This is a genomic window from Brevibacillus sedimenti (assembly GCF_020923495.1).
GTDB lineage: Bacteria > Bacillota > Bacilli > Brevibacillales > Brevibacillaceae > Brevibacillus > Brevibacillus aydinogluensis.
The window spans coordinates 3,496,869-3,523,359 of the sequence record NZ_CP064048.1 but is presented as its reverse complement, the minus strand read 5'-3'; the positions used below and the strand labels follow the sequence as shown (position 1 = coordinate 3,523,359).

General features: G+C 43.2%; 17 protein-coding genes and 1 pseudogene. 14 read left to right on the top strand and 4 right to left on the bottom strand.

Going from position 1 to position 26,491, the window contains the following annotated elements; genetic code table 11:
- Positions 1-97 precede the first annotated feature (97 nt).
- From IRT44_RS17180 to IRT44_RS17145, 8 genes are all read left to right on the top strand, one after another.
- Entirely contained in the window at positions 98-1,252 is a 1,155-nt protein-coding gene (locus tag IRT44_RS17180) for a DUF3419 family protein (protein WP_212133315.1), read from the top strand.
- Between the two features lie 3 nt (positions 1,253-1,255).
- On the top strand, positions 1,256-2,422 hold the full coding sequence (locus tag IRT44_RS17175) for a Glu/Leu/Phe/Val family dehydrogenase (RefSeq protein WP_212133316.1): 1,167 nt from the start codon (positions 1,256-1,258) through the stop codon (positions 2,420-2,422).
- Positions 2,423-2,428: 6 nt separating this feature from the next.
- A complete protein-coding gene (locus IRT44_RS17170) occupies positions 2,429-3,730 on the top strand; it encodes an MFS transporter (RefSeq protein WP_230077072.1) in 1,302 nt (433 codons plus the stop codon).
- 46 nt (positions 3,731-3,776) lie between these two features.
- Positions 3,777-4,895 (top strand): class II histone deacetylase, encoded by a 1,119-nt coding sequence (locus IRT44_RS17165; RefSeq protein WP_230077071.1) that lies wholly within the window; start codon positions 3,777-3,779, stop codon positions 4,893-4,895.
- Between the two features lie 302 nt (positions 4,896-5,197).
- Positions 5,198-6,196, top strand: a complete 999-nt coding sequence (locus IRT44_RS17160) for a LacI family DNA-binding transcriptional regulator (protein WP_171564532.1) — start codon at positions 5,198-5,200, stop codon at positions 6,194-6,196.
- A gap of 94 nt (positions 6,197-6,290) precedes the next feature.
- The gene (locus IRT44_RS17155; RefSeq protein ID WP_230077070.1) at positions 6,291-7,718 is read left to right on the top strand and encodes a sucrose-specific PTS transporter subunit IIBC; all 1,428 of its coding nucleotides are present in this window, start codon (positions 6,291-6,293) and stop codon (positions 7,716-7,718) included.
- A gap of 70 nt (positions 7,719-7,788) precedes the next feature.
- Complete coding sequence (locus tag IRT44_RS17150; protein WP_230077069.1) at positions 7,789-9,312, top strand: glycoside hydrolase family 32 protein; 1,524 nt, start codon at positions 7,789-7,791, stop codon at positions 9,310-9,312.
- A complete protein-coding gene (locus IRT44_RS17145; protein WP_171564535.1) occupies positions 9,287-10,264 on the top strand; it encodes a carbohydrate kinase family protein in 978 nt (325 codons plus the stop codon). Before IRT44_RS17150 ends, IRT44_RS17145 begins: the two co-directional genes overlap by 26 nt.
- 411 nt (positions 10,265-10,675) lie before the next feature.
- On the opposite strand, the gene map is transcribed toward IRT44_RS17145, so the two are convergent.
- On the bottom strand, positions 10,676-11,422 hold the full coding sequence (map, locus tag IRT44_RS17140) for a type I methionyl aminopeptidase (protein WP_171564536.1): 747 nt from the start codon (positions 11,420-11,422) through the stop codon (positions 10,676-10,678).
- 473 nt (positions 11,423-11,895) lie between these two features.
- Between map and IRT44_RS17135 the strand changes: the two genes are divergently transcribed.
- Both IRT44_RS17135 and IRT44_RS17130 read left to right on the top strand, forming a co-directional pair.
- Positions 11,896-12,570, top strand: a complete 675-nt coding sequence (locus IRT44_RS17135; RefSeq protein ID WP_230077068.1) for an SOS response-associated peptidase — start codon at positions 11,896-11,898, stop codon at positions 12,568-12,570.
- A 2,130-nt stretch (positions 12,571-14,700) separates the two neighbouring features.
- Positions 14,701-18,219: a tetratricopeptide repeat protein gene (locus IRT44_RS17130; protein WP_171564538.1), complete on the top strand. Its 3,519-nt coding sequence runs from the start codon at positions 14,701-14,703 to the stop codon at positions 18,217-18,219.
- A gap of 628 nt (positions 18,220-18,847) precedes the next feature.
- Here the strand turns inward: IRT44_RS17130 and IRT44_RS17125 are convergent.
- The gene (locus IRT44_RS17125; RefSeq protein ID WP_256379853.1) at positions 18,848-19,000 is read right to left on the bottom strand and encodes a helix-turn-helix domain-containing protein; all 153 of its coding nucleotides are present in this window, start codon (positions 18,998-19,000) and stop codon (positions 18,848-18,850) included.
- Positions 19,001-19,065: 65 nt separating this feature from the next.
- Here IRT44_RS17125 and IRT44_RS19355 point away from each other — a divergent pair, with 65 nt between their 5' ends.
- From IRT44_RS19355 to IRT44_RS17110, 4 genes are all read left to right on the top strand, one after another.
- Entirely contained in the window at positions 19,066-19,197 is a 132-nt protein-coding gene (locus IRT44_RS19355; protein ID WP_256379851.1) for a hypothetical protein, read from the top strand.
- A gap of 1,011 nt (positions 19,198-20,208) precedes the next feature.
- Positions 20,209-21,669: an AAA family ATPase gene (locus IRT44_RS17120; protein WP_171564539.1), complete on the top strand. Its 1,461-nt coding sequence runs from the start codon at positions 20,209-20,211 to the stop codon at positions 21,667-21,669.
- 142 nt (positions 21,670-21,811) lie between these two features.
- Positions 21,812-22,603 (top strand): DUF4435 domain-containing protein, encoded by a 792-nt coding sequence (locus tag IRT44_RS17115; protein ID WP_230077066.1) that lies wholly within the window; start codon positions 21,812-21,814, stop codon positions 22,601-22,603.
- Between the two features lie 118 nt (positions 22,604-22,721).
- Positions 22,722-24,050, top strand: coding sequence for a deoxyguanosinetriphosphate triphosphohydrolase family protein (locus IRT44_RS17110; protein ID WP_171564541.1), 1,329 nt, complete (start codon positions 22,722-22,724; stop codon positions 24,048-24,050).
- A 148-nt stretch (positions 24,051-24,198) separates the two neighbouring features.
- Here the strand turns inward: IRT44_RS17110 and IRT44_RS17105 are convergent, their stop codons facing one another.
- Positions 24,199-25,419 carry an IS256 family transposase gene (locus IRT44_RS17105; protein WP_230076618.1) on the bottom strand — a complete coding sequence of 407 codons (1,221 nt, stop codon included), beginning with the start codon at positions 25,417-25,419 and terminating at the stop codon, positions 24,199-24,201.
- Positions 25,420-25,999: 580 nt separating this feature from the next.
- Positions 26,000-26,455 (bottom strand): annotated as a pseudogene (locus tag IRT44_RS17100) (TauD/TfdA dioxygenase family protein).
- Between the last annotated feature and the right edge of the window lie 36 nt (positions 26,456-26,491).

Below are 26,491 nucleotides of genomic sequence, written 5' to 3'. Positions count from 1 at the left end.
CCTCGGAACACGGAACCTTCGGGAAATCAGGAGGCTGGTTGGCTTCACAGGCGAGCTTGCGCAAACCACACTTTTTCGTAAATGGGGTGTCCCGTGGATGGCAACAGCGATCAAAGAAAAGCCAGCCTCGAAACGAATCATTTATTCCGAGCAAGACAGCATTTACAAAAAAGACTGGATTTTGTACACGACCAGTGATGAAGATTCGTACTCCGAATTAAAAGCGCTGCGCATCCGTCCCAGCGACACTGTGCTGGTGATTACGGGGAGCGGCTGCCGCAGTCTCGCATTGCTCGTCGACGAACCCAAACGACTGATTTCTGTAGATGCCAACCCTACGCAAAACTATCTGCTGGAACTGAAAATCGAAGCCATGCGCCTGCTGCAGCATGACGAGTATCTGCAATTCCTCGGCGTGAAACCGGCCACCTTTTCCAGGATGGACGTATACCGGGAGTTTGAATCCAATTTGACGCCCCAGGCCCAGGCGTACTGGAGCCGCTATCGCGACAAAATCGAGGAAGGCTTGATTTTCCTGGGGAAACACGAGCAATTTTATAAAAAATATATCGGGTCGCTGCTGTTTCGACCCAAGAAAAAACAGTTCCTGCACATGCTTTCGCTCACTTCCCTGGAAGAACAGAGGGCCTATTTTCGTGAGCATTTCAACACGCTGCTATGGCGCTGGTCCATCGAGAACCTGTGCCGCCGCACCGTCTTCAAGTGGACACTCGGGGACCCCAGCTATGACAACGAGGTCGGCCAGCAGCAAAGCATCGGCAACTATATTTTGCAGAGGCTGACCCATACGTTCGAAAATCATCTGGTGCGGGAAAACCACTTTCTTACCTTTTTGTACTGCGGAAAGTACATGAACGAAGAGGCAATGCCCGTCTACTTGCAAAAGCAGCACTACGAGACGATCAAGCGAAACCTGGACAAAGTGGAGATTGTGACGGATCTGATCGACCGGTATCTGGCCCGGGCAAAGGAGCCGTTTATCGACAAGGTGTCGCTTTCGGACATATCCGGCTGGGTTCCCAATGAAACGTTCCAACAGATCCTCACGGAAATCACGAAAAAACTAAGGAAAAACGGAATCATTTGTTATCGGAATTTTTTGGCGAAACGTATGGTAAACCCTGAGCTTTTGCCCCTCTATGAGCGTGATGTGGATATGATCGAGCGGCTGAATCACGAAGACCTGGCCTTTGCCTTTACGTTTGAAGTACTCAAAAAACGGGAGGAGTAATGGATGAATACGTACTATGAAATTACCATGCATGACCCGGAAACGGACACGACGGCGTTTATCGTTATCGATCGCTTGATCGGAGGGATTGCCACAGGAGGCTTGCGCATGTCTCCGACGGTCACGCTGGAAGAAGTGCGGGATTTGGCGGAAGTCATGACTTACAAGCACGGTCTGATGAACCTGCCGCTGGGAGGAGCCAAGGCCGGAATTGTCGGAGATCCGTCAGCGCCTGACAAGGAGAAAAAAATCCAGGCCTTTGCCCGAATGGCTGAACCGCTGTTGAAAAGCTGCCTGTTGTTGGGAGAGGACATGGGGATTTACGCGAAAGATGTAAGAGCGATGTACGCCCACATACAGCTTGACCCGCTGGAGCGAGTGCTGAACCGGCTGCAGGAGCGGGGCGTAAAGTACGAGATTGGTCAGGGTGTCCGGGCACATGACTTGTTGTCTGATCAAAACATGGAGACGACAGCAGGCTTTGGCCTGATGGAGAGCCTGCTGGAGACGGCCGAACTGATTCAGCTTCCGCTGGAGCAGGCGACTGCTGCCGTGCATGGATTCGGCACGGTGGGCAGTGAAATCGCCAAGCTGCTGCACGATCGCGGCGTCACAATTACAGCAGTCGGCGATGCCGAGGGAGCAATCTATCGGGAAGAGGGCCTGGACATCCATCAGCTGCTGTCCATCCGCAAGCCAAACGGCTGCATCGATCGCGAGAAGATCGCTCAGGCGGTAAAGCAGATGACCAACGAAGAGCTGCTGCAGCTGCCGGTCGATTTGCTGATCCCCGCTTCTGTCTCGCAGGTGATCCATGAGGGGAATGCACACTCGATCCGGGCAAAAATCATTGTCGAGGCGGCCAACATGCCGACTACGAATGAAGCCGATGAAATCCTCCGGGAAAAAGGCGTGATCGTGCTCCCCGATTTTATGGTCAACGCGGGTTCGGCATTGTCGTTTGGCTTGATCATTACCGGGGAAGCCCTGCCGCAGGACATGTGGACCGAGTCGGCAAAACGGATACGCCGGATGGTGCGAACAGTGCTGACACAGAGCATGGAGCAGGAGGAGCCGACGCGCATCGTTGCTCTCGCCCTTGCTTCTGCACATTTGCAGCAAATGCTGTACAAGGAACGCTCCGTGAGCGAACTAACCGCTTCGGTGTGACGCGCGATGAAAAAACTGTTTATCCTGTCAGTCATCGTCAGCCTGTTCACTGTGATGCAGGATGGAACGCTGTTGTACGTCCTGCTGCCGCAGATCCAGGAACAATTCGCAACCAGTCTGTCCACAGCGATCTGGATCATGAATCTGTACATTCTGCCGTTCGCTCTGCTCATGGTATTCATGGGCAGAGTGGCGGACCGTTTTGGACACATCCGGGTGTTCCTCAGCGGGTTGGCACTGTATGCAGCAGGCTCTTTCCTCGGGTATTTCAGCAGCTCCTTTCCTTTCCTGTTGACCTGCCGCTTCATTCAGGGTATCGGTTCTTCCATTCTCGTGCCCGTCAGTCTGGTGATCTTGCTGAAGCGGTTTGGGAAACAGCGCTATGGGCAAGCGATCGGCGCCTGGAGCGCCACGTGTGCGCTTGCAGCGGCTTGCGGCCCCATCAGTGCTGGGTTGATCGGTCATTTTGCGACCTGGAGGTTCACCTTTTTGGCAAATGGTACGCTGGTGCTGCTCGCGTTGCTGGCCATGATTGCCTCGCTCAAATCGTCTGCTGTACCTGAGGAGGACCAGGAGACGCAGGCCGTCCCTATGCCGAATCTGTGGAAGGAAAGTGAAACGTACCTGTTGCTTTTCGGCAACTTCTTTGCCGGGTTTGTTCTGAACAGCCTGCTGTACGTACTGCCTTTTATGCTGGGCAATTTTCTCGACTACGACAGCCTGCAAATCGCCTACACCGTCACACCTCTGTGCGCTTCCATCATCGTATCCGTGGGAATCGTCGGGCGGCTGGAGAGAAAAATGCCGCTGGAGATTGTCGTCAGCACAGGATTTTTCTGTCTGCTGGCGAGCCTGTGCCTGTACATGATTCGCGAAGTGCCCCTGTACGTGTACATCGGAGCATCGTTCCTGGCCGGACTTGGGCTTGGGATCGCCATCATTTCCATTACGTCGGCCTGGATGAAGAAATTTACCTATGATCATCTGGGGTTGGGCTCGGCCATATTGAACATGCTGCGATTGGTCGGCGCTGTCATCGGGAGCTCGCTTTCGGCCAGCCTCTTTCGCAGGATGGTCGATACATCGCTGCACACAGGCGGAGTTCCAGCCAATGAATGGCTGGCACGCCTGAAAGCGTCCGGTAACCCGGTTGCGCCCATCGTGTGGGCCAGCGGGTTTTCGCAAGTGGTCGTTGGCGTGTTCACGGTTCTCAGCCTCGTACCCGTCGCCATGATTGTCTGGTATACCGCCCGATATGGGCGGAGGCGCAAGCTTGAGAATCAGGCTTCTCCCGTCCAGGATGGATAGACGCGACGGGCCGAAGCCCTTCTTTTTACAGAAAGGAGAATGTCTGATGAAGCGAAGAACCGCTTTCGTTTGCGATGAGAGTTATTTTTGGCACAATACCGGGAATGGCGCATTGTTTTTGCCCGCTGGCGGCTGGATTGAAACGGATGTGCATTCAGAGAATCCGGCGACCAAACGGCGTGTGAAAAACCTGCTGGAGCGTTCCGGTTTTATCCGTGAACTGGTGTCGATTCCGCCCAGGGCGGCAACAGCAGAAGAGATCGCAGCTGTGCATGATCCGGCGTATATCAAGCGGGTGGAAGCATTGAGCCAGACGACGGGCGATGCAGGTGAACTGGCGGTTGTCGGGTACGGATCGTTTGAAATCGCCTGTCTGTCGGCGGGGGGAGGTCTGCGTGCTGTCGATGCGGTAATGCGCGGCGAAGTGGACAACGCCTATGTGCTGCACCGACCGCCCGGCCATCATGCGGAGCGGGACAAGGGCATGGGATTCTGCCTGTTCAACAACGTCGCCGTCGCAGCCAGATACGCGCAGCGAGCGTATGGTTTGAAACGGATCGCAATCGTCGATTGGGATGTCCATCACGGAAACGGAACGGAAAGCATTTTTTACGATGACCCTGGGGTCTTGTTTGTGTCGCTGCATCAGGAAAACAACTACCCTCCCGGCAGAGGCAGCTTGTCTGATACTGGAGCCGGGGCGGGGGAAGGATACACGATCAATATTCCACTGCCGGCCGGTACTTCTGACGCAGGCTATCTGGAGGCGATCCGCACCATCGTCGCGCCTGTGATCCGCCAGTTTGGCCCCGAGCTGATCTTCGTCTCTGCAGGGCAGGATGCCAGCCTGTTTGACCCGTTGGGCAGAATGATGGTGACCGCGGAAGGGTTTTATCAGATGGCACAGGAAATGCTTGCGCTGGCGGATCAATGCTGTCAGGGCAGGCTGGTTGCCTGTCACGAAGGCGGGTACAGCGCGGCCTACGTTCCGTTTTGCACGCTTCGGGTGATCGAGGCGTTGACCGGTATCAGAAGCGTGGTAGAAGACCCATACGCTCCCACGTTTCAGCATTTGCCGACACAGGTGATTACCCACGATCAACGTCTTTATTTGCAAATGGCCAAGGAGCAGCATGTCAAACGCTGGTCCGTTTTGCAAACGTAATACTGTCTTTTTCCAATCCGGCAGCTCATGTCCCACCCTCCAGACGTTTTTCAAAAAGCAGAAACGTGAAGCGAGGTGAGGTAAAAAAGCAACGGACGGCTTGATGCGGGTGTAAGCTCGGCAAAACTGGCCATGTCAAACACTGCTGGTAAGGGGCGAAAGCTGTGAGCTTGTCGCTCCTATTCTTTTTTCGTTCCTGTCAGTTCCTCACATGATCCAAACAGCCTCTCGTACCCTATGCATGAAAAATAGGCCTCATATTATAATAAAAAAGATGACTCGTGTTTGAGGTGGGCCAGAAAATGAATAAAACCATTGCAGATGTAGCCAAACTTTCAGGAGTGGCCAAAAGCACCGTATCTCGCTACTTAAATGGCGGTTCTGTAAGTGAAGCTACCAAACGAAAAATTGAACGCGCTATTAAAGAAACAGGATATACACCGAATCCTTTTGCCCAAAGTTTAAAGGCGAAGAAAACAGCCTTTATTGGCACGATCGTTCCGCGACTGGATTCCTATGCGGCATCGCATACAATCATCGGGATTGATGAACAATTAAAAGAATTGCATTTTCAATTGTTAATCTCTAATACGAACCAGCAAATTGAACGGGAAATCGAAATGATTTACAGCTTGGCTGGCCAGAAAGTGGCGGGAATTATTTTGCTGGCAACGCAAATCACTCCGGCACATTTGGCTGCGTTTGAAAAGGTGAACATCCCGATTCTTCTTGTTGGGCAAGAACATCCCGACGTACACAGCCTGATTCACAATGATGTGGAAGCAGGCTATGCCATTGGAAAATATGTAGTAGAGAAAGGCCATCGCAAAATTGCCTACTTGGGTGTTAGCGAACAGGATGTCGCAGTGGGCGTAAAACGAAAGGAAGGATTTAAACGGGCGATAGCGGAAGCGGAAGGGTGTGAGGTCCATTATTTTGAAACAGGTTTTAACATGTTTGTTGCACAGCAAGCAGCAGCAGAACTACTGGAACAATTTCGCCCCACTTGCATCGTATGCGCGACAGATAACATTGCACTGGGAGCGTTAAGAGCCGCCCAATTAAAGGGATTGCGCATTCCGCAAGACGTCTCGATTACAGGTTTTGGCGGATATGATGTGACCGAAATTATCCATCCTGGTTTAACAACTGTTAAATTGTTTTTTAAAGAAGCTGGTAAGATGGCTGCACAGCACATTGTGAAGCTGATCAATGAAGAGGAAGTCCCCAAACGAACATTATCAAAATTTGAAATCATTGAACGAGAAAGCGTTGACAGTATCATTCCTCGTCACGTATAATCGGGTTGGAACCGGTTCCAAATCACAAGGATTAGGACCGGTTCTTATTACAACGAATTTGGAACCGGTTCCATCGATGGGTGAGGGAGATGCGATGAAATACGATCAGATTGCCAAAGAACTGTTGGAAGCGATTGGCGGAAAAGAGAATCTTTCTGCCTTGGCTCACTGCGCCACACGTTTACGGCTCGTTTTGCATGATGAAAGCAAAGTAAACCAAGAAGCGCTTGACAAAATGGACGCGGTAAAAGGAACGTTCTCAACTGGCGGACAATTCCAAATTATTCTTGGTGCAGGTCTGGTAAACAATGTGTACCATGAATTAGCCCGATTAACCGGACTTCAGGAAATGTCGACAACAGATGTAAAAGACGCCGGAGCCAAACGTTTAAACCCGCTCCAGCGTTTCGTGAAACTGCTTTCTGATATTTTCGTTCCCATCATTCCGGCTATTGTTGCCGGCGGGCTGCTGATGGGGATCAATAATATTTTGATCGCGAAAGACTTGATCTTCGAGGGCAAGTCGCTCATTGAAGCGTATCCGGAAATCAGTGACTTGGCCGCACTTATTAATACATTTGCCAATGCGGCATTTGTGTTTTTGCCAATTTTAATCGGTTTTTCCGCCACCCAGCGTTTTGGCGGCAATCCGTACCTGGGAGCTGCGCTTGGCATGCTGATGGTTCACCCGGACTTATTAAACGGGTATGACTACGGCAGCGCCTTGACGAGCGGCAGCATTCCTGCCTGGAACATTTTCGGCATGGAAATTGAAAAAGTGGGGTATCAAGGGACGGTACTGCCTGTATTAGCAGCTTCTTTTATTCTGGCAAAAACCGAACAATTTTTACGCAAATATATCCCTTCTGCGCTTGCGAACTTGCTGACACCCCTATTCACGATTTTTATTACAGGCATCTTAACCTTTACAGCCGTAGGACCGTTGACTCGTCTTGCGGGCAACGTACTAACGGACGGACTGGTTTGGTTGTATGACACAGCGGGCGTTATCGGCGGTGCGCTGTTCGGGTTGGGGTATGCCCCGATCGTGATTACCGGGATGCATCATAGCTTTATTGCTGTTGAAACCCAGCTGCTGGCCGATTTCGTGAAAACAGGCGGAACATTTATTTTTCCTGTTGCCGCGATGTCAAACGTTGCCCAAGGCGCTGCAACGTTGGCGGTTTTCCTGATGACGAAAGACAAGAAAGTGAAAGGGATTGCCTCCGCTGCCGGCATTTCGGCCGTTTTAGGCATTACGGAGCCTGCGATGTTCGGTGTCAACCTGAAGCTTCGTTATCCGTTTATTGCCGCGATCATCGGGGCGTCTGTATCAACGGCCTTTATTACCATCTATAAGGTCAAAGCGGTTGCGCTTGGCGCTGCCGGTTTGCCAGGGATTATTTCCATTCGCCCGGATTCCATCGTTCCATACGTCATTGGCATGGTCATTTCGTTTGTCGTTACCTCTGTCATGACGATCATTTTGGCCAAACGCGCAGCAAAAAAAGCAGCTCAATAAAAATAAATGGGGTCTGATCGATAAACGGTCAGACCCTGTATGGACGAGATGAAGGAGTTTGGGTCTATCAATGGAATGGACGAGAGAACAACGCTATCGACGAATCGAAGAAGCAACGATAGAAGAATTAACAGCCCTGCAAGAAAAGGTGAACAACAGCAGGTGGCGACAGAAATATCATATCCAACCAGTCACAGGTCTTTTGAACGATCCAAATGGCTTTTCTTACTTTAACGGAGAATATCACTTGTTTTATCAATGGTTTCCGCTCGGTCCGGTTCATGGATTAAAATATTGGTATTACACCAAATCAAGCGATCTTGTCCACTGGCAAAATGTCGGTATCGCGTTACAACCGGACGATTATTTTGATTCTCACGGGGTTTACTCTGGCAGCGCCATTGTTCATAACCAGACACTTTATTTCATGTATACAGGGAATACGAGGGATGAGAATTGGGTGCGCCATCCTTATCAGTGTTTAGCCTTCATGGATGAAAACGGGCAGATTAAAAAATTACAAGCGCCGGTGATAAACGAAGTGCCAAAAGGCTATACCGATCATTTTCGCGATCCGAAAGTGTGGAAAGTGCATGACACATTTTATGCTGTAATCGGCGCACAGCGGGAAAACGAAACGGGTTGCGTTGTGCTTTATTCATCACCTGATTTAATGCATTGGACGTTTGAAGGTGAGATTCACACCCGGTTACAGCATTTTGGATTCATGTGGGAATGCCCCGACTATTTTGAACTGGATGGAAACGGTGTGCTGATCTTCTGCCCGCAAGGAGTAGTGCCAGCGGGAGAGCAATTTCAATATGTGCATCAATCCGGTTATATCGCAGGAAACAGACTTGATCTCAAGACAAAAATCTTTGAACACGGTGAGTTTGTGAAGTTGGACCGCGGCTTTGACTTTTACGCCCCGCAGACGACCATCGACCATAAGGGACGGCGCTTATTAGTCGGGTGGATGGGTCTTCCCGACATTCCATATCCAACAGATCAGGATGGATGGGCTCATTGTCTCACACTGCCAAGAGAATTGACCATCCAAAACGGAAAGCTGATTCAGCGTCCTGTAAAAGAACTGGAAGCATTGCGGCAAGATGCGGTCCATGTGAAAGACACGCTTCACAATGAGCAAAAAAGGTATGACGGATTCAACGGGACCTGCTATGAACTGATTTGTGAATTTACGAACATGGAAGCAGAGGAAGTGGGGATTGAATTCCGGTCATCTGATGAGGAAAAAACGGTCATCTCCTATAACAGACACAAGCAAAAGGTAACGTTAGACCGCACCTATTCCGGGGAAGTTCCGGCGAAAGAATACGGAACAACAAGCACATGCCACGTGGAAGGAAATGCGGTAAAGCTTCACCTCTTTGTTGATACGTCTTCCGTCGAAATTTTTATCAATGACGGCATGGAAGTGTTCACAAGCCGGATTTTTCCCAGTCCGGAAAGCACAAAGATTTGCTTCTTTGCTCGAAACGGAAACGTTTCATTGGATACGACGATCTATCATCTAACCGCGATGCAAAAAAACGGAGGTGCAGACGATGGGCCGCTTGTTTTCCATTGGTGAAGTGCTCATTGACTTTATTCCGCTGCAAAAAGGAAAAGCATTAAAGGACGTTCACTCTTTCAAACGTGAGCCAGGGGGAGCACCGGCAAACGTGGCGGCAGCTGTAGCGAAATACGGGGCAGAATCGGCAATGATTACAAAGCTGGGAATGGATGCCTTCAGTGACTTTTTGATTGAAGAGTTACAAAAAGTCAGGGTAAAGACCGATAAAATCAAACGAACAACAGAAGCGCATGCAGGATTGGCGTTTGTTTCCTTGCGCGAAGATGGGGAGCGGGACTTTTCCTTCTATCGCAATCCTTCTGCAGATCTATTGCTTTCAGAAGACGAAATTGAAGCAAGCTGGTTTGCGAAAGGCGATATTTTACATTTTTGCTCCGTCGATCTCGTCGAAAGCCCGATGAAAAAAGCCCATGAAAAAGCGATTCATCTGGTGAAAGAAAAAGGAGGGCTGATCAGCTTCGATCCAAACGTTCGACTTCCATTGTGGAACAGCGCAGAGGAATGCAGACAAACGATTGCAGCATTTATTCCAAGAGCGCATCTGATCAAAATATCCGATGAAGAATTGACGTTTATCACCGGAATCACGAATGAACAACAGGCGATTGAACAATTATTCACAGGTGAGGTCAAAGCCGTAATTTGCACAAAAGGAGCAAAGGGAGCCGCCCTTTACACCAAGCATGCCACATATGAATCCACTGGTTTCAACGTGGCGGTGCAGGATACGACTGGCGCAGGAGATGCCTTTATCGGCGGGTTTTTATATAAACTCCTGGAAAAGGGAGGAAATGAGGAAAACTTGCTCGATATATTGCATGAGCACCATCACGAAATCCTCACCTTTGCCAATGCAAGCGGTGCACTCACCACAACAGGACAAGGGGCAATTTCAGCCTTGCCGTCAAAAGAAGAAATCCTTCGCTTTATTAAAACATTTGAAAAGTAATAGATATGAAAGGTAAGGGCACAGACCGCGGTTAAAAACCTTGCTGCTCGTTTTGCAGACATCCCCCTGGCGTAATGGAGAAAGGGGGATGTTTTTTGTTGTCTACCCTGGTCCTTTCAGAGCTAATTATAAAGAAGGTTTAATGAAATTTAATGTTTGCGGACGAAACAAAATTTACTACCCCGATCAGGATAAAGAAGAGAAATGAGGCAGGACGCCTTGCATGGCCGTGAAATAGTGCAAGAGCACGAGGATTTTTTGTAAATCGTAAAGGAACGGAACGAGTATTAAAAGCCCGAAGAATAGCTCTTCGGGCTTTGGAGTATTTAGCCTTTACGGGCGCCTGTAACTGCGGTACGTGGCCCCAGTGTTCGTGCAGCAACAAGTAAATTCAAGCGCCCTTTAGATAATCTAAGCTACAGTCACGATGATCGGCTGATCCTTTGTAATAATGATGGTGTGCTCTTGTTGTGCCGCAAAGCTGCGATCCGGTAAACATAAAGTCCACCCATCCGGCTGCTCAACCACATAATCCGCCCCTGTTGATAAAAAGGGCTCAATCGTAATGACCATTCCTTCTTTCAACACACGTTTATCGTGCCTGTCATAATAAGGGAGAATTTCATTTGGAGATTCGTGCAGAGACCTCCCAACACCGTGACTGCACAAGTTTTGAATGACCTGATAGCCGCCTTTTTTCGCTTCGGTTTGAATAATCCTGCCGATTTCATTCATTTTTACTCCATGCTTGAGTGAAGAGATGACCTTCATCATCGTTTTGTATGTGTAATCACAGAGACGGGTTAAAGCAGGGTTGTAGGGAGGCATGACAAAAGAGTGACCCGCATCCGCAAAATATCCTCCCAGTTCAGCGGAAACATCGATGTTAATCAAGTCACCCGGTTGAATTTTTCGATTTCCCGGGATTCCATGAGCGATTTCATGGTTAATGCTGATACACGTGTTGCCGGGAAAGTTATATACGGTTTTGGGTGCAGGCACGGCCCCGTATTTTTTTAAAATCTGTCCTCCAATATCATCCAGTTCCTTGGTCGTCATTCCGACACGTGCGTGACGCTTCATTTCATTGATTGTCAACCTAACAATTTTGCCGATTTCCTTCAGACCATCGATATCTTTCTGCGATTCCACTGTCATAGACAGCCCTCCATTTTAATTCATAGTAACTCACTCGTATTGGAAAGTATTCCAGATTGAAGATAATCCTAGCTAACGGGGCGGTATGGACTATTACACTGGCATGAATCTTTAACCTGTATCAGCCAAGTTGTCCTTCTTACTAGTATACGAAAAAAATTGATGTGATTCATTAATTGCGGCGAGTCGCCCGTCCACAAGCAAGCGTTCTACCCTCTGTGAACAACGGGGGAAGACAACGCCTTTGTTTACCTAGCCTCGGCTACAGACTACGGTAGAACGCAAGAAGTGGTGCAGAAATGGGTTGCTTCGGAGTCCCGTTCACATGATTTGGTCATAAGACGGACTCACACAACATAATAAAAAATTGAACCAGTCATATCGTCAAGACGTACCTCCTTCAATTCCCCCAATACGGTGGGGGATTATTTTTTTGCTTGTTGAGGCATCATGGTAAAAGGAGGGAGCTGCCCATGTGTGGACGGTTTACGCTAGTCACAGACCCGGAAAAACTGATGAGTCGATTCCACCTGCAGGAGATCCCGTTTGATCTGAAGCCGAGGTACAACATCGCCCCCGGTCAGCAGATCCCGGCCATTCTTGCCGACGGTGGGCGACGCAGAATTGGCCAATTGCGTTGGGGGCTGGTTCCATCTTGGGCACAGGACGATAAAATCGGCTACAAGATGATCAATGCGCGCGCCGAAACGCTGCAGGAGAAGCCGGCTTTTCGGAGGCTGTTTGAGCGCAAGCGCTGTATGATCCCTGCGGACGGCTTTTTCGAGTGGAAGCAGATGGACGGGAGAAAACAGCCGATGCGAATTACCATGCGTGACGGAGAACCCTTTGCCTTTGCCGGTCTGTTTGACACGTGGACAGCGCCTGACGGCCAGAAACTTCACACCTGCACGATCATTACCACCCGACCCAATGAGGTCGTCGCTGACATCCACGACCGGATGCCGGTGATTTTGCGGCCAGAGGATGAAGACCTATGGCTTGATCGGGAGAAATACGATCCCGACTTGCTGCAGTCGCTGCTCGTTCCTTTTGACCCCGGACAGATGCGAGCGTATCCAGTATCTGCGATTGTTGGAAGCCCGAAAAATGATTTCCCTGCGTGCATTGAGGAGGTTGCTTGGGAATAGCGGCAACCTCCTGTTTTTTTATCAAAAATTAAATCGCGTACGAGTTTATGCACATCCGGGAGAGGCATAGATGGTAATGCAAAATAGCCTGGAAAGTATCCAGATATTCCATATATTAATCGCAAGAATCATGTTTTTTCTAGCGTGAATATCTAACGCGTCAACCGCGGTATCATTTTCCCGATGAATCGCGGTTTATAGGTTGATATCTTCACGCGTGTCCGTGTGAATAACATCCTTGGAAAAAGAGTACTTGATGGTAACGGATGCAGGTGGTCGCTTGGTATGCACCTCGTAGATGGTAATGTATGGACCGCTGTCTTTAAGAGCTTCTCCAGGATAATGAATATTATTAAGGAAAATATATTCCACACCAAGTCCTCGCCCAAGTCTTGGGGAATGTTTTTGGATGGGCACTTTCCTTGCAGCGGTCTCCGATATGCCTGTTTTTCCGTGCAAACTCCAACTGGTTTTCGATTGAACCTCGCTCGGCCTGATTGTTTGAGCTTAATAAAATGCAAGTTTGTACATATTATATCACCTCAATAACGAACATTTGTTCATGTTCATTTCATAAAAAAGCCCATAAAGGACTATAATGTGTTACTTTTAGTTTGATTAAAGAATTCAACAAATCGATTTGCTACTAGACCAAGAATTAGAAGATCTATTGCTTTTGAAAACAAAATGTGAATAATTTGAATCGAACTTAACAAAAAACTCTTGTTTATCATCTCTTGAAGCCTAATGAAATTTGAATCACCTGAGAAAGGAATAGCAAAGTGAATTGAAAAAGTAAAATAAAAGGTATTGTAGAAAGCTACAGGAGTTGTTGTGTTAAAAGAATCTCTAATCTCTGTGAAATGTGGAATACCTTTTAAATAACCAAATATTTCTCCTAACAATATTGCAAACGAGTATATAAAACAAAAAACTAAATCAGTTATGAAAATGGTTGCTCCAATTATCACAACTGTTGACGCAAAAAAATTTTTAAAACTCTTTCCTTTAATATTGTCAAACTCAATAATTATTTGATTAATAAGATCTATTAAATTTACTATCGCGAAATAAAGAAATGGTAGCAAGCAAATAATTAAGAATACTATGTTCAGAGTCAAGTTTTCCCCAAAAATTAATACACGCAGTTTACCATGTAATAGAAATATAATAGTCGAAAATAGTACAATCATAACTATTTGAAAGAAAATTCGGGGTACAATAGTCAAAGTAGAATTGGTAGCAACTTTATAGAAGTAAACAGTCAAAAAAAATAATGTAACGAATAGCACTACGTATCCCGGAATTAATGGTAAGCAGAAATATAGCAATAGAAATGAAACCATAGTTAATTGATTATAAGCAAGCCTAAAAAACTCATCTCTCAGTACATTAAATACTTTCATTATAAATTTTCAGTCCATTCCATTCTGATTATCTGCTGTTATTGATTTAGGATAAATTAAATTAATAATGAATAGAAGTTTAGTTTTTGCTTTACCTTCTCCAACCTTTCAACACACAATTCTGGTGTCACCTTGAATTGTTCTTATAATACTTAGATCTTCAATAATTAAAATCCTTAGCATATGTAATGGCAAAAAAGCATATCGGGTGAAATTCCTGGAATCCCACTCTGGAAGCTCTCGGAACGCTTATAGCAGCATGATTTGTCGTCCAGCGTGACGGAGGATATGATAAATCTCATATGGTAAAAGCGTTCCCGTTGAACTTTGGCAGGAAGCCTTTTATTGTAATGCTCCTGAATCGTCCGAATTTGTATGACAGTGAGGGGACGTCCTTATACACAAGAAAGATAATTAAGGCTTTCGCAATTCGGGACTCAACTATATCAATGGGCCCGCGAATACCGAGGGATAGGAGAATCGCGAGACACATGATTCCAACGGAGTAGGGGAATACGGTAAGTTACAAGATCCTTCACCTTGACTGCGAATGTGTTCGCGTTAAAATCAAAAGTAGTGCAATTGAACTATTTGTATTATACTATCTAGTGTAAAATTTTGCTAGGTGTTGTCGCTTATTCAGGAAGGAAACTTTAGTAATAATGGGCAGGCTCTTTTTACAATGAAGTTTTTTAGAATTAAACTTCCATGAGAGGTGATTTCTATGGATTTTGGGGCAATTTTGGGAAAGCTTGGTCCGTTGTTTTTTTCCTTTTTGATGCCCAAAATAAAAAACTCAAAGTTAATTAGAGATCTTCAGGCAAAATGGGTCAAAGATAACTATGCCAAGAAAACGACCTTAATGTTCGAAGCAGCACTTGCTGATGCGAAAGCTACTTTTGATTTGCCCGATGAGTTAATTCGGGATCTAATAGAAGACCGAACTAACAGAGAAGAAATGTTTCGTTGGATATTAGAGGGAGTCCCATATGAGAAATTTACTCGTGAACAGCTAAATCTGGAACCATATATGGAGGCATATCCTTCTTATCAGGACTTTATTGTACCTTTTTTCCAAACTATCTTATTGAAACTAGAAGAATACAAAGTTACTCAATGGGAACCTGAATTTTTGCAAATCCTAAATAGAATTAATTATTTTGAGGACGAAATTAAAGAGGGGTTTAAGAATATTGAGCAAAATCAAATAAAGACTATTCAAATTACAGAAGAAAACAATCGTTTACTAAAACAGGCTCTTACCCCTGTGGGGTTCGAGGATTTAAGTAAACTCATAAAACAGGGAAAAACAAATGTTGCCCGTGAAAAAGCCGAAGAGAGGCTAAAAAGAAGCCTTAAGCAAGAAGAATACTTGGAATTGCATTCCATAATCGCAACAAGTTATATAGTGAGCGGTAAAGAGAACGAGGCAATTCCACATTTATATGCCGCTGTTGCAAATTCTAACGACGAAGCACGTAAAAAGAGACTGCTGGCTTTAATACACATTTTCGAAAATCAATTAGATAAAGCCTTATCTAATATTAGAGAAGCGATTGACATTGAAGGTAAAACAACGAAGAATTTAGAGATTCTGATAAACATTTTTCTCCAACAAAAAAAATATGATGAAGCACTTAAAATATTGCTAGAGAACCCAGACTCCGATTTAGATCAAATAAAGGCACACGTTTTGCTGAACACAAAAAAATACGATCAAGTTACCGAACTATCTGATTACTATTTGAATAATGAACCAAACAATATCAATTGGTTATTAATCAAAATTGAATCAAAAATCCTAAAAATGGAAAATGATATTTCAAATAACGTTTTCGTTGATCCTGAAAAAATTTTACTAGAAGTAATGCCAGTGTTGGATCATTTGGAGAAACAAGACATTGATAATATTGGCATTCTGACCAGGATCAAGGAATTGAAATCGGCACTATATTTTAGAAACAAGCGCTTTTCTGAGGCAAAAATATTGTATGAAGAAGTGTATCGTGACAAAGGAAATATCAATAATCTCATTTCTTGTTGTATATTTGACGGTGATTGGGATAGAGCGATTGATTTACTTCAAGAGAAGATATCCGTTGAAACCCCAAATCTTAATGATCTCATTACCTTAAGTCAAGTTTATGTAGAAGCTGGAAGACCAAATGATGCATTAGCTTTATTAGAGGCTAATAAGTCGCTGGTTGAGACAGAACTCAAGATTCCTTTAAAGTACTACTTCACATATATGGATGCCTTATTCCTAAATGTGAATCATAGCGAAATAAAAAATTTGATTGAAGTACTTAACTTGACAACCTCAGACCGTGAGGGAATCTACGCACTAAAAGCCTATTACGCGATGAAACTTCATGATTGGGAAGAAGCAGTAACCAATTGGGAGTCATGTATTGATCAGTTAGATGGACAAGTTGTAATCGAGTGTAAGATACAACTTAGCATTGCTTATTTGAACAGAGGAACAGAAGCCGATTTAAAAAAGCTGAAGGAATTAATTGTGTCGATACCAAACTGGATGCAACATGAAATCCTTGTCAATCGGTATGTACGTGCTCTATTTCAGTTGGGAGAATATAAACAAATTCTTTCCTTAATTGATCAGTTGACAGAAAAATCAGACTTTTTGCTAAATGTAGTTACAACCATTTATTTTAACTTAGGCTGGTATGAAGTTGCAAAAGTAAACTTTTTGAACCTATACCAAAAGACCCAAGAGTTACATTATCTATTAAGATATGCTGATTGTTTGTTTCGATTAGGAAATGCAAATCATTGTTTAGAAGTTTTGGAGTCAGCGGAGAATAGGGTTAAGAAATCGGGATCAATGGAAGATTTTAATTTGTTAAGCATTGCTTTTATGAATGCGTTGAAGTATCAAAAATCTATGGAGTATGCATATCAAACCTACCTTGCGGGAAAAGAAAACCCGAATGCATGGCGTTTCTTTTTCTGGCAAATGGCACATTTAGGTCAGTTTATAGCAGATCCGGAAAAAGAATGGTTAGAGGCTTATAGTGAAGTTGCGACTCAATTTAATAAAAAATTTCCTGATGAAGAACCCTTATTTAAAGAGTTTAAAGCAATCGAGGAAGGAAAAATCTCGAATCAATTTATTGAAGAACTGAAAAAATCTACAGAATCTATATTACATGTAAAAACCGTTTTTGAAAGATATAAATTGCCTTTAAGTTTTTTGATTAATGCATTGAATAAGGGACCTTTTGAGACATGGGGACATGTTATGAATGAACGGGATATGCGTATCTGGATGCTTCAAGGGGATCAAAGAGAATTATTACGAGGGGCAGAAGCTGCCAAACATGCAAAAGAGGTATTGTGCGATGTAACTACATTACTTACGATTCGTCACCTTGGTCTACTGGACAAGTTAAAGGAAAGATACGACCTGTACATTCATCAAGAGCACTTTGATTTAGTTTTTCAAGAATACCTCAATACTAAGTTAATTAGTGACGATGGACTTAAGACCTTGTCATATGAGAATGACAGATTGGTATTGCGTGAATTTTCGTCAGAACTGGTCAAGGAGTCAGTCAAAAATCAGGAAGAATTCATTGAATGGTTAAATGAAAATTGCAAAAAGGTCGGCAATGTGATTGAAAATGATTTTGATAATAAAAATGATAAAATTGCTTTTCTAAATCATCCAATACGAGTGAGCAAAAACCGTTCATTTACCATGCTAGTGGATAGTTTTGTAACAGGTTGTTACGCAAGAGAAAGCCATGGGGTTAATTATTTTACGACGTTTGATGTGCTGGAGGTTTTTATACTTGAAGGGGTAATAGACAATGACAAGTGGAGTGAATGCATTGGAAAACTGGTTATGATGGGATATGCCTTAATCCCAGTCAATGAAAAGGTATTTACTTATTATCTAAAGAAAAATAATTTTAAAATGAATGAACAAGTAATCGCTTTATTTGACTATCTTAAGCAAGAAGAATTCAGTGAAGATTTCCTGATAAATCTTGTAGCAACAATACTTGGCTGGATCTGGATTGAAAGTATCTCTCCAATAACGAGACAACAATTAACCGATTACTTATGCCACGTGTTAACATTTAAAAGAAACAAATTAATCATAATTGAAAAATTAATAGATCAAACTACAACAAAATTTTCTCCATTGGTGGTTCTTCAAAGGCAAAAAATGAAACGGTGTATCGAGCAATGGCTAAAAAGTCAATCCATAATTTAAAAAAATGGAGAGGAGTAATGTTAACATAAAATATCATTAAAGAAAGGTTCTTTATTTGAAATCACGCGGTCTGACAAACCTAGTGAATTGACTAAGGTTGTGTTAAGAGGTTCTCTAGTTCAGTTTAAGGACGTTCGCTTTTGTTGATGGATGGCGGATCATCGGTACGACCGAGAAGGTAATCCACGGATACACCGAAAAAGTCAGCAAAGAACTGATTACCACCCAGAGACCATTAAATCGAGTCAACAAGTTGCCCCTATGTTAAGACATTCGCTCTTATTTTGAATTTGCAGACGCTAACCAGTTTGCCCCTTTCGAAGTGCAGGTTAGGAAAGTAGCGGAAAACAACGACAATGCTCAAGTAATGGCCACTTCCCAAGCAATAGATTATGGTGAAGATAATCAAATACGTGAAGTTTATGGAGGAATTCTCATATTTACATTGCATAAAACTTCATTTACTTCATGGGATATTGTTGAGGTTGATGAAACGGAGAAAATGCAAAAGGAGGATACTTAGTTTTAATCGTTCCGTACACAATGGTATGAACCTGGATGGATTGGACAAGCGTTTTGACAATTTACCGTTTTAGCTCAAACATATGTTCGTCGCTTGTCCCGTAATTCATGGAGCAGTGAACCGATCCAGCTTGCCGAGACCAGTGACCTTTCGCTGATAGGATTCAGGTTCCTTCTTGTTTAGCCACTTGCAAATGGTTTTTCGATCCCTCCCCATTTCCTGCGCGATCCGAGTAATACTCATGCCACGTTTCCTCATCTCGTGAATCATGTAAAACTCCCCATTCTTTACCATAACTTCTCTCTCCTCCAAGGAGAGAGTCAATGAAAATGGGGAATTTTCAACTGATTCTATTGGGGATTTTATCGCTGATCTTCACAGAGGAAGCGACCAGATGGGTCACCAGTGTCAAAGGGTTCGGTCATGGAACGGATCTTCACACCGTGGCCTTCTAAATTCATTACAGCGTTCAAAATGATGCGTGCCTATTGGCCCAATTGGTCAAGCCGATAAATGAGGAGGAGTTCACAAGGGCTATCCGTTTAATTTGCAATTCTTTCACACATCATCGAGGATCTACGAAATGTTCCCCGGAGAACTGACTGGATAAAGGCTTCCGCTTTGTATTCGAACAAAGCCCGGTTACTTACGTTTGACAGATTTGAAAGCCAAACGATTTTAACAAGGTACTAGAAAAGGAGTTTTTTATGGGCCAACAATAGTAATTGTGAAAGGGGTAACAGATAGGCGGGTAGATACTCGTCATAGCTTGAAAGCAGCATAAAGGCAACATGCAATCTTCCTTGTGACCTCGATATATCTGGCGTATTACCGACATGGAATCGTTAGAATAAGAGACGGACATTGCTGAATATACGTAATTTAAGCATTGAAATACAAAATCTTACCATGGTACTATTTTCACAGGAACAAAGCCCTGAGTAGATACGACTTGGTATCTTTATCGGCCTGCTTCCGCTTTCACCCATTAACTTTGTCATACTAACTTAGTTAAGTCGGTGGATCTTTTTTTTGAAATGTAAGAGCTTTTGCGCATACGCCAAGCTATACTCCCACAACCGGCAGCGGGATTAGCTGTTTTGCTCAGCACCGGCCTGGCGTTAAAAGAAACCGAGATCGTTCGCATCTATGGCATGCATTGGAGCATCGAGGCGTTCTTCAAATTTGCCAGATCGTATCTGAAGCTGGTTACGGAGTTTAAAGGCTGTTCCTATTGCATCTCGTGTTTACGCTTCATCTCGTGATGAAGTAGGAAAGTCGTCAACCAAACGATGCACGTTCGTTTGGAGGACTGTTTTCTTATGCTCTGCAATACCTGATAGGCATTTTCTTGGCGTTCAAGGGAATAAAAGGGATCAGTCTGACGTTCTCTGTCAAAACCTTTTTGTTTCGGGAAAACTGCGAAAGTTTAGTAATTAAACAAATAATGTATTGAGGTGTGGGCCATGCAAAATGCAAAGCCAACTATAAAATCATTTAAAATCTTTGGGTTATATGGGAAGAGAAATGTATATTTAGACTTTAATACAAATATCAAAATATATGTTGGAGAAAATGGAATTGGCAAAACTACAATATTAAACATATTTTATTATACACTTTCCCAACAATTTAATAAGTTGAAAGATATAGAGTTTGATTCGATTGAAGTAGTATTTTCCGACTCTGTTAAGGTTTTTATTAAGAGGGAGTGGCTAATGTTTGAAGAAGACGAAGATTTTTCTTCTTTTGTAAAAAGTGCTGTTAAAAGGCTAAAAAATTTCCTTACAACTGAAGAAATAGAAACTCTAATTAATGAAGTGGTTAAGAAACAATCTATGTCTTTACAAAATTTCCTTGACAAATATCGTTCAATATTTAGAGAGCGTAAGATTCCGGTTCATATCGTCTCGAGAGATATTGAATTTATTACTAAAAATTTTGATATTGGTATTTTGGAGATTGTTTTAAATGATTCTCTCCAGGATATCAGAAGGGTATTGTCTGCTCGTCTAAATGGCAAAATACTCTATTTGCCCACTTATCGTAGAATTGAGGAAGATTTAAGTAAATTAGGCTTAATAGTTTCTACAAATAAGGTTGAAAAAATTGTGACAAGAAATGCATTTGGAAAAGAAACTGTGGATTTTGTACGTAAAAACATTACTACTGACACTGAACTTATTCAGTTTGGTATGGATGATGTACAGAACTTAATCAAGAATTTTACCGAAGAAATTAAGGATTCAGCTATTAAAGGGTACTCTGAAGTTACAGGTAAGATGATTTCTCAACTGGTCCAAGAAAACACAATAACAGAAGAAATGAGGGACAGTATTAAAAACATTGAGTCTCTGAATATAGTATTGGATCGTGTCGGTAGTAACTTAAGTGAAGATGATAAAAGGAGAATTAGGCAATTAATCACTAATAATGATATTTTTCAAGATACAAAAGGGAACTATAACTTATTGATATATTTTTTGTATAACTTAATTAACATTTATAATCAGCAAAGAGATAAAGATAACGCGATTAAAACATTTGCTAAAGTATGTAGCGGTTATATGCTTCCGAATAAGTATGTAGCTTACGACGAGAACCTCGTAAAAATCGCTGTTAAAGATCAAAGAAGTGGTGAAGATGTTGAATTAAGCCAACTATCTTCTGGAGAAAAGCAAATTGTCTCACTTTTTTCTAAATTGTACTTAACTGATTGTGATGAGATTTATTTGTTAATTGATGAACCAGAATTGTCCTTATCTATTGAATGGCAACAAAAATTATTGCCAGATGTGGTTAATTCCGGAAAGTGCAAATTACTACTAGCGGTTACTCACTCGCCATTTATTTACACAGATAATTCTTTAGATGAGTATGCAGATAGTATGGAATTATGTATTGAGGAGATTACATATGAGGAATAATACACAGACGACGAGATTAGAGATAATGAGAGAAAAGTTGGAACAGGTACCAATAGGATATCATCGATTCCTAACTAAGTTTCCAAAATATAAAGACAAGCCTATTTGTTTTGTTGAAGGTTAGTACGAAGCATATTACGGTTTGAGGGTCAAAATACAATGTGAGAACCAAGAACCGTATTTTATAAAATGTAATGGAAAAAAGGGAGTTATTCAAACCTATGAATTAATCAATAAAAGTATGAAATTTAAAGACGGTAAGTTGTTTTATTTTGTAGATCGAGATTTTGATGAGTTAATATCAAATCCACTAATATATGAAACCCCTTGTTATTCAATAGAAAATTTTTATACAACCATTGACACATTCATAAAGATATTAAGAAATAGATTTAAAATCACGGAAGATGATGAGGAGTTTGAAATTTGCATAATGTTGTTTAAAGAGAGGCAAAATGATTTTCATAAAAGTATGCTTATGCTAAACTCCTGGATCAAATGCGTAAAGGAACAAACTGAACGTATAGGGACTCAAAAAGGTCCTTCAATCTCTAATCTAGAGTTAAGGGATTTCGTAAAAATTAGTTTAGAGTCTGTCCAACCTCTGTATGATAAAAAGAAAATAGAAGATCGTTTTTCAGGTAAATATATAGTACCGGATGAAGAATTAGAAAAGAAAATGCGAGAGTTACAATCAGTTGATCCTCAAGCCTTTTTCAGAGGCAAGTTTGAGATAGAGTTTTTAAGACGTTTTTTGGAAAAACTTCAAGAGGAACTTGCTCGTCCGCGATTAGGGTATTTTAACAAACCCAGAAGTATTAGTGGAGGGTTCACTGACATTGTTTCAAGTTTTTCTCAATATGCTGAAACACCAAGTTGCTTGGTCGAATATTTAAAAAGAGTATGGTTTGGTTATGTAAATGCTAGTGCATAATTCAATATTTGTATAGATTGTTAGAACTATAACGGTTGAAAGGCTATATTTAATTGGTGATTCCTCTAAATAATCAGTAAATAAATCAATTATAAACTAACCAGGGGGGTAACAAGATATGAGTCTACCTGAAGATATTAGGTATCTTAGAGAAAAAAGATTAGACGAAGAACAGGGAACCAGACAGGATTTTAGGAGTCCATTCCAAAGAGATTATGGAAGATTAATTCATTCTCCTGCCTTTAGAAGGCTTCAAGGAAAATCGCAAGTTTTTGGGGCTGGATCTGGTGATTACTTTAGGACCAGACTAACTCATTCGATCGAGGTGGCACAAATAGCCCGTCAAGTGGCTTATAAGCTTTTAAACGAGTATGAGGCATTACTGAAATGGCCCACTAATGCCGGTTTAACTATTGATCCAGAAGTAGTTGAATGCGCTGCTCTCGCACATGATTTAGGACATCCACCTTATGGGCATAAAGGAGAACAAGTCCTAGATTCACTACTTAAGGAATACGGTCTACACTACGAAGGAAATGCGCAAAATTTTCGTATATTAATGTTCTTAGAAAAAAGAACAGGGAATCGAAATGGATTAAATTTAACAGCAGCAGTTCTCCTGGCCACAAATAAATATCCTTATGAAATTGGCAAAGACGCTCGAAAAAAAGGAATATACAGTACCGAATGGCATCAAATCAAGTCATTGAGAGATGAGTGGGGTATCCCTTCAGAAAAAATAACTCTTGAGGCACAATTAATGGACTTGTGTGATGATATAGCTTATTCTACACATGATATAGAAGATGGTATAAAAGCTGGAAAAATAAATATTACCTCTGATTTATCAAGAGACACAAAACTGATCCAAGGTATTGTTGAAGAGATAAAGAATGAGGCTCAAAAGTATGAATCAGTTTGGCATAATGTTGATATCAAACAATCAGTAGAGCGCATATTGAAAAATTATCAAGATGACTGGAACAGAACATTAGAGGAAAGTGAAAGAGATATTTCTCGTGCACGCAGAGATATGAAAGCAACCTGGGTTCATAAATTTGCAACTAAAGTAGGAATAATAAAAGAAGATGATTGGTATAAGGTAACATTTATTAGTGATAACAAAGAAGATTTAGATTTATTAAGACAAATGATAGTATTAAAAAAATTAGCTTGGGTTACCATGGTTAAAGATTTACGTGTTCAACGTCTCCAAAAAAGAAGTGAGAAAATATTAAAAGACTTATGGTCTGTATTTATGCAAGATTCAAATGCTAAAGATATTATTCCAATTGATTGGTATCAAAGGTATCTGGAAAATCAGAGTATATGGAGATGGCAGAGAGTTGTTGCTGATTATCTAGCAGGTATGACTGATAGTTACGCTGAGAAAATACATGGTGAACTTTTTGGAAGTAAAATTGGATCTATTTACGAAATGGAATAATTAGCATGGAGTCTGTCAACCATTTTGAGTAAACCCATTTAAACAATAGATAAATATAAAAGCTTCATCACCTAATTTATCCATTCGAGGATGAAGCTTTTATAAGGGTCTGTCAATGATTTTGTGTAAACTCCAATAGCCGTTAGGCTCAGCGGAGATATGGTTGAACTCGCTCCGGAAACTGAACGGACAGTTGTAACAGAATTTGGCCCCAGTTCTGAACTCTCCCCGTCCACTTTCGTAACACATCCATGGTTGCCAGGTAGAGCATTTTGAGCAGGGCTTCGTCTGTAGGGAAAATGGCTTTTCCTTTGGTGACTTTTCTCAGTTGGCGATGGTAGCTCTCAATGACATTGGTTGTGTAGATCAGTTTGCGAATTTCGGGTGAGTACTTGAAGAAGGTGGAGATTTCCGCCCAGTTCGTACGCCAGGAACGGACAATAAGGGGGTACTTTTGTCCCCACGTCTGCTCGAATTGATTCAGTTCTTCCAAGGCGGCCTCTTCCGTGGCCGCTTTATAAATCGGCTGCAGGGCCGACGTGATCTTCTTGATGTCTTTGTAGGAAACGTATTTGATCGAGTTGCGAATCTGGTGGATGATGCACTTCTGGATTTCCGTGATGGGATAGCAAGCGGAAATGGCCTCGGAGAAGCCGCGAAGATTGTCCACACAGGTAATGAGGATGTCTTGCACGCCCCGGTTTTTCAACTCGTTTACGACATGAAGCCAGAACTTTGCCGATTCATTTTCCCCGATCCAGATGCCAAGTACATCTTTGTGGCCTTCCAAGTCAATGCCAATGGCCATGTAGGCGGCTTTGTTGACGATGGCACCGTCTTGTTTCACCTTGAAGTGAATGGCATCCAGGAACACGACCGCATATACAGCCTGCAAAGGACGGTTTTGCCATTCTTTGATCAGCGGGACGATCTTGTTGGTCACGTTGGAGATGAGGGTAGGAGAAACCTCGATGCCGTAGAGCTGCTGCAGGTGATCCTGAATGTCGCGGGTAGAAACACCCTTGGCATACATGGCAATGATTTGGTCTTCGATACCCGTCACGTTCGTTTGGTTCTTTTTGACGATGGTCGGCTCAAACTCACCGGCCCGGTCACGCGGAACCTGAATGTCCACATCGCCGTACTCGGAACGCACCTTTTTCTTGCTGTAGCCGTTCCGGCTGTTGGTGGTTTTCTTGTTTTTCGTGTCGTGCTTGGCGTAGCCAAGAGATGTCTCCAGTTCGGCTTCCAGCATCTCTTGAAGGGTGTCGGCAAACAACTCCTTCAGGGCCGATTGGACGTCTTCCACCGATTGCATGTTCTTTTCCTTGATCCACTGCTTGAGTTGCTCTTTGGTCATCAGGCTCATGGGCTCTCCCAACCTTTCTTAGAATTCATTGTACTCTATTTTGAAGGTTAGGAGTTTACACAAAATAGTTTATAGACTCTTTTATAATGCTGATCGACATTTTGTAAACCCTTAATAGGGGAAACTTTCCAAACAATTGCCCCTTAGGGTCATACTAATTCGTGTTTCAACCTTCAACAGCATCTTGTGGTACGCACGGGACGTGTACTGGTAGCCATGATCGCTGTATCAGTCCATTTACATCCTTTTTTCTTTTCAAATGCTTTCCAAAAGGTCTTCAGGACAAGCGTATTGTCGTTGAAAAAAAGTCTTTCTTGCTGATAAGAAAATTTATTGATCTCCTACACGAAACTGGGTAAAATGGGCACCCATTGCTGGTTCGGTTTCTCGACTGTGAAGTCACGTTCTAGGGGGAGATATCTATAATGAAGGCAACGGAGCGGCTGTTTGAATGTGCAGGCCTTCCGGCCTGGAAACGATGGAAGATCGTTTCCTTGCGGACACTCAATAAAAAACAGTTTGAATTCAGGCAGAAATGGAACCAGTTACGGTTCCATTTCTCTTCACGTTTGCTGGATACCTAATAAGGACGATCGCCGACAATGGCAACGCGTTCAGCTTTACACGGGTGAGGATAACAATCGGATACCGCGTAATGTTGCGTCGCCCGGTAATCCCAGAAGGCAATAGAATTTGGCTCTCAACGAAAGCGCACCTGGTACTCGGGGACATGCGCTTGACGGAATAGATATTGCAGCAGTTTTTCGCTTTCATCTGGATCAAGCCCGAAGATTCGGGTTGTAAAGGATGGATTCACGAAGAGCCCGGTTTCCGGGTGGGTGCGAACCACAGGATGCTCAACTGCCGTGAATTCCGCCTGTCTGGCAGCCAACTCTTCCTCTGTCATGAGATGACTGAACGCAGGCGTAAAATCGTGCAACGCAGTAAGCCCCTGGATTCGCTCCTTCACGTCCTCGGGCTGATACGTTGACACATCAGTTCCGGATAAAACGTACTTCACATCACCCACCTCCAAAAGAAAAGGCACCGCGTGGGTGCCAAGCGTGCTCCT

Excerpts from the sequence above, each read along its gene's own strand:
- IRT44_RS17110 (WP_171564541.1), top strand. The coding sequence starts at position 22,722 with ATGAGTCTACCTGAAGATATTAGGTATCTTAGAGAAAAAAGATTAGAC.
- IRT44_RS17105 (WP_230076618.1), bottom strand. The coding sequence starts at position 25,419 with ATGAGCCTGATGACCAAAGAGCAACTCAAGCAGTGGATCAAGGAAAAG.
- IRT44_RS19355 (WP_256379851.1), top strand. The coding sequence starts at position 19,066 with ATGAAAATGGGGAATTTTCAACTGATTCTATTGGGGATTTTATCGCTG.
- IRT44_RS17155 (WP_230077070.1), top strand. The coding sequence starts at position 6,291 with ATGAAATACGATCAGATTGCCAAAGAACTGTTGGAAGCGATTGGCGGA.
- IRT44_RS17125 (WP_256379853.1), bottom strand. The coding sequence starts at position 19,000 with ATGAGGAAACGTGGCATGAGTATTACTCGGATCGCGCAGGAAATGGGG.
- IRT44_RS17145 (WP_171564535.1), top strand. The coding sequence starts at position 9,287 with ATGGGCCGCTTGTTTTCCATTGGTGAAGTGCTCATTGACTTTATTCCG.
- IRT44_RS17175 (WP_212133316.1), top strand. The coding sequence starts at position 1,256 with ATGAATACGTACTATGAAATTACCATGCATGACCCGGAAACGGACACG.
- IRT44_RS17160 (WP_171564532.1), top strand. The coding sequence starts at position 5,198 with ATGAATAAAACCATTGCAGATGTAGCCAAACTTTCAGGAGTGGCCAAA.
- map (WP_171564536.1), bottom strand. The coding sequence starts at position 11,422 with ATGACAGTGGAATCGCAGAAAGATATCGATGGTCTGAAGGAAATCGGC.
- IRT44_RS17120 (WP_171564539.1), top strand. The coding sequence starts at position 20,209 with ATGCAAAATGCAAAGCCAACTATAAAATCATTTAAAATCTTTGGGTTA.
- IRT44_RS17165 (WP_230077071.1), top strand. The coding sequence starts at position 3,777 with ATGAAGCGAAGAACCGCTTTCGTTTGCGATGAGAGTTATTTTTGGCAC.
- IRT44_RS17150 (WP_230077069.1), top strand. The coding sequence starts at position 7,789 with ATGGAATGGACGAGAGAACAACGCTATCGACGAATCGAAGAAGCAACG.
- IRT44_RS17170 (WP_230077072.1), top strand. The coding sequence starts at position 2,429 with ATGAAAAAACTGTTTATCCTGTCAGTCATCGTCAGCCTGTTCACTGTG.
- IRT44_RS17180 (WP_212133315.1), top strand. The coding sequence starts at position 98 with ATGGCAACAGCGATCAAAGAAAAGCCAGCCTCGAAACGAATCATTTAT.
- IRT44_RS17130 (WP_171564538.1), top strand. The coding sequence starts at position 14,701 with ATGGATTTTGGGGCAATTTTGGGAAAGCTTGGTCCGTTGTTTTTTTCC.
- IRT44_RS17135 (WP_230077068.1), top strand. The coding sequence starts at position 11,896 with ATGTGTGGACGGTTTACGCTAGTCACAGACCCGGAAAAACTGATGAGT.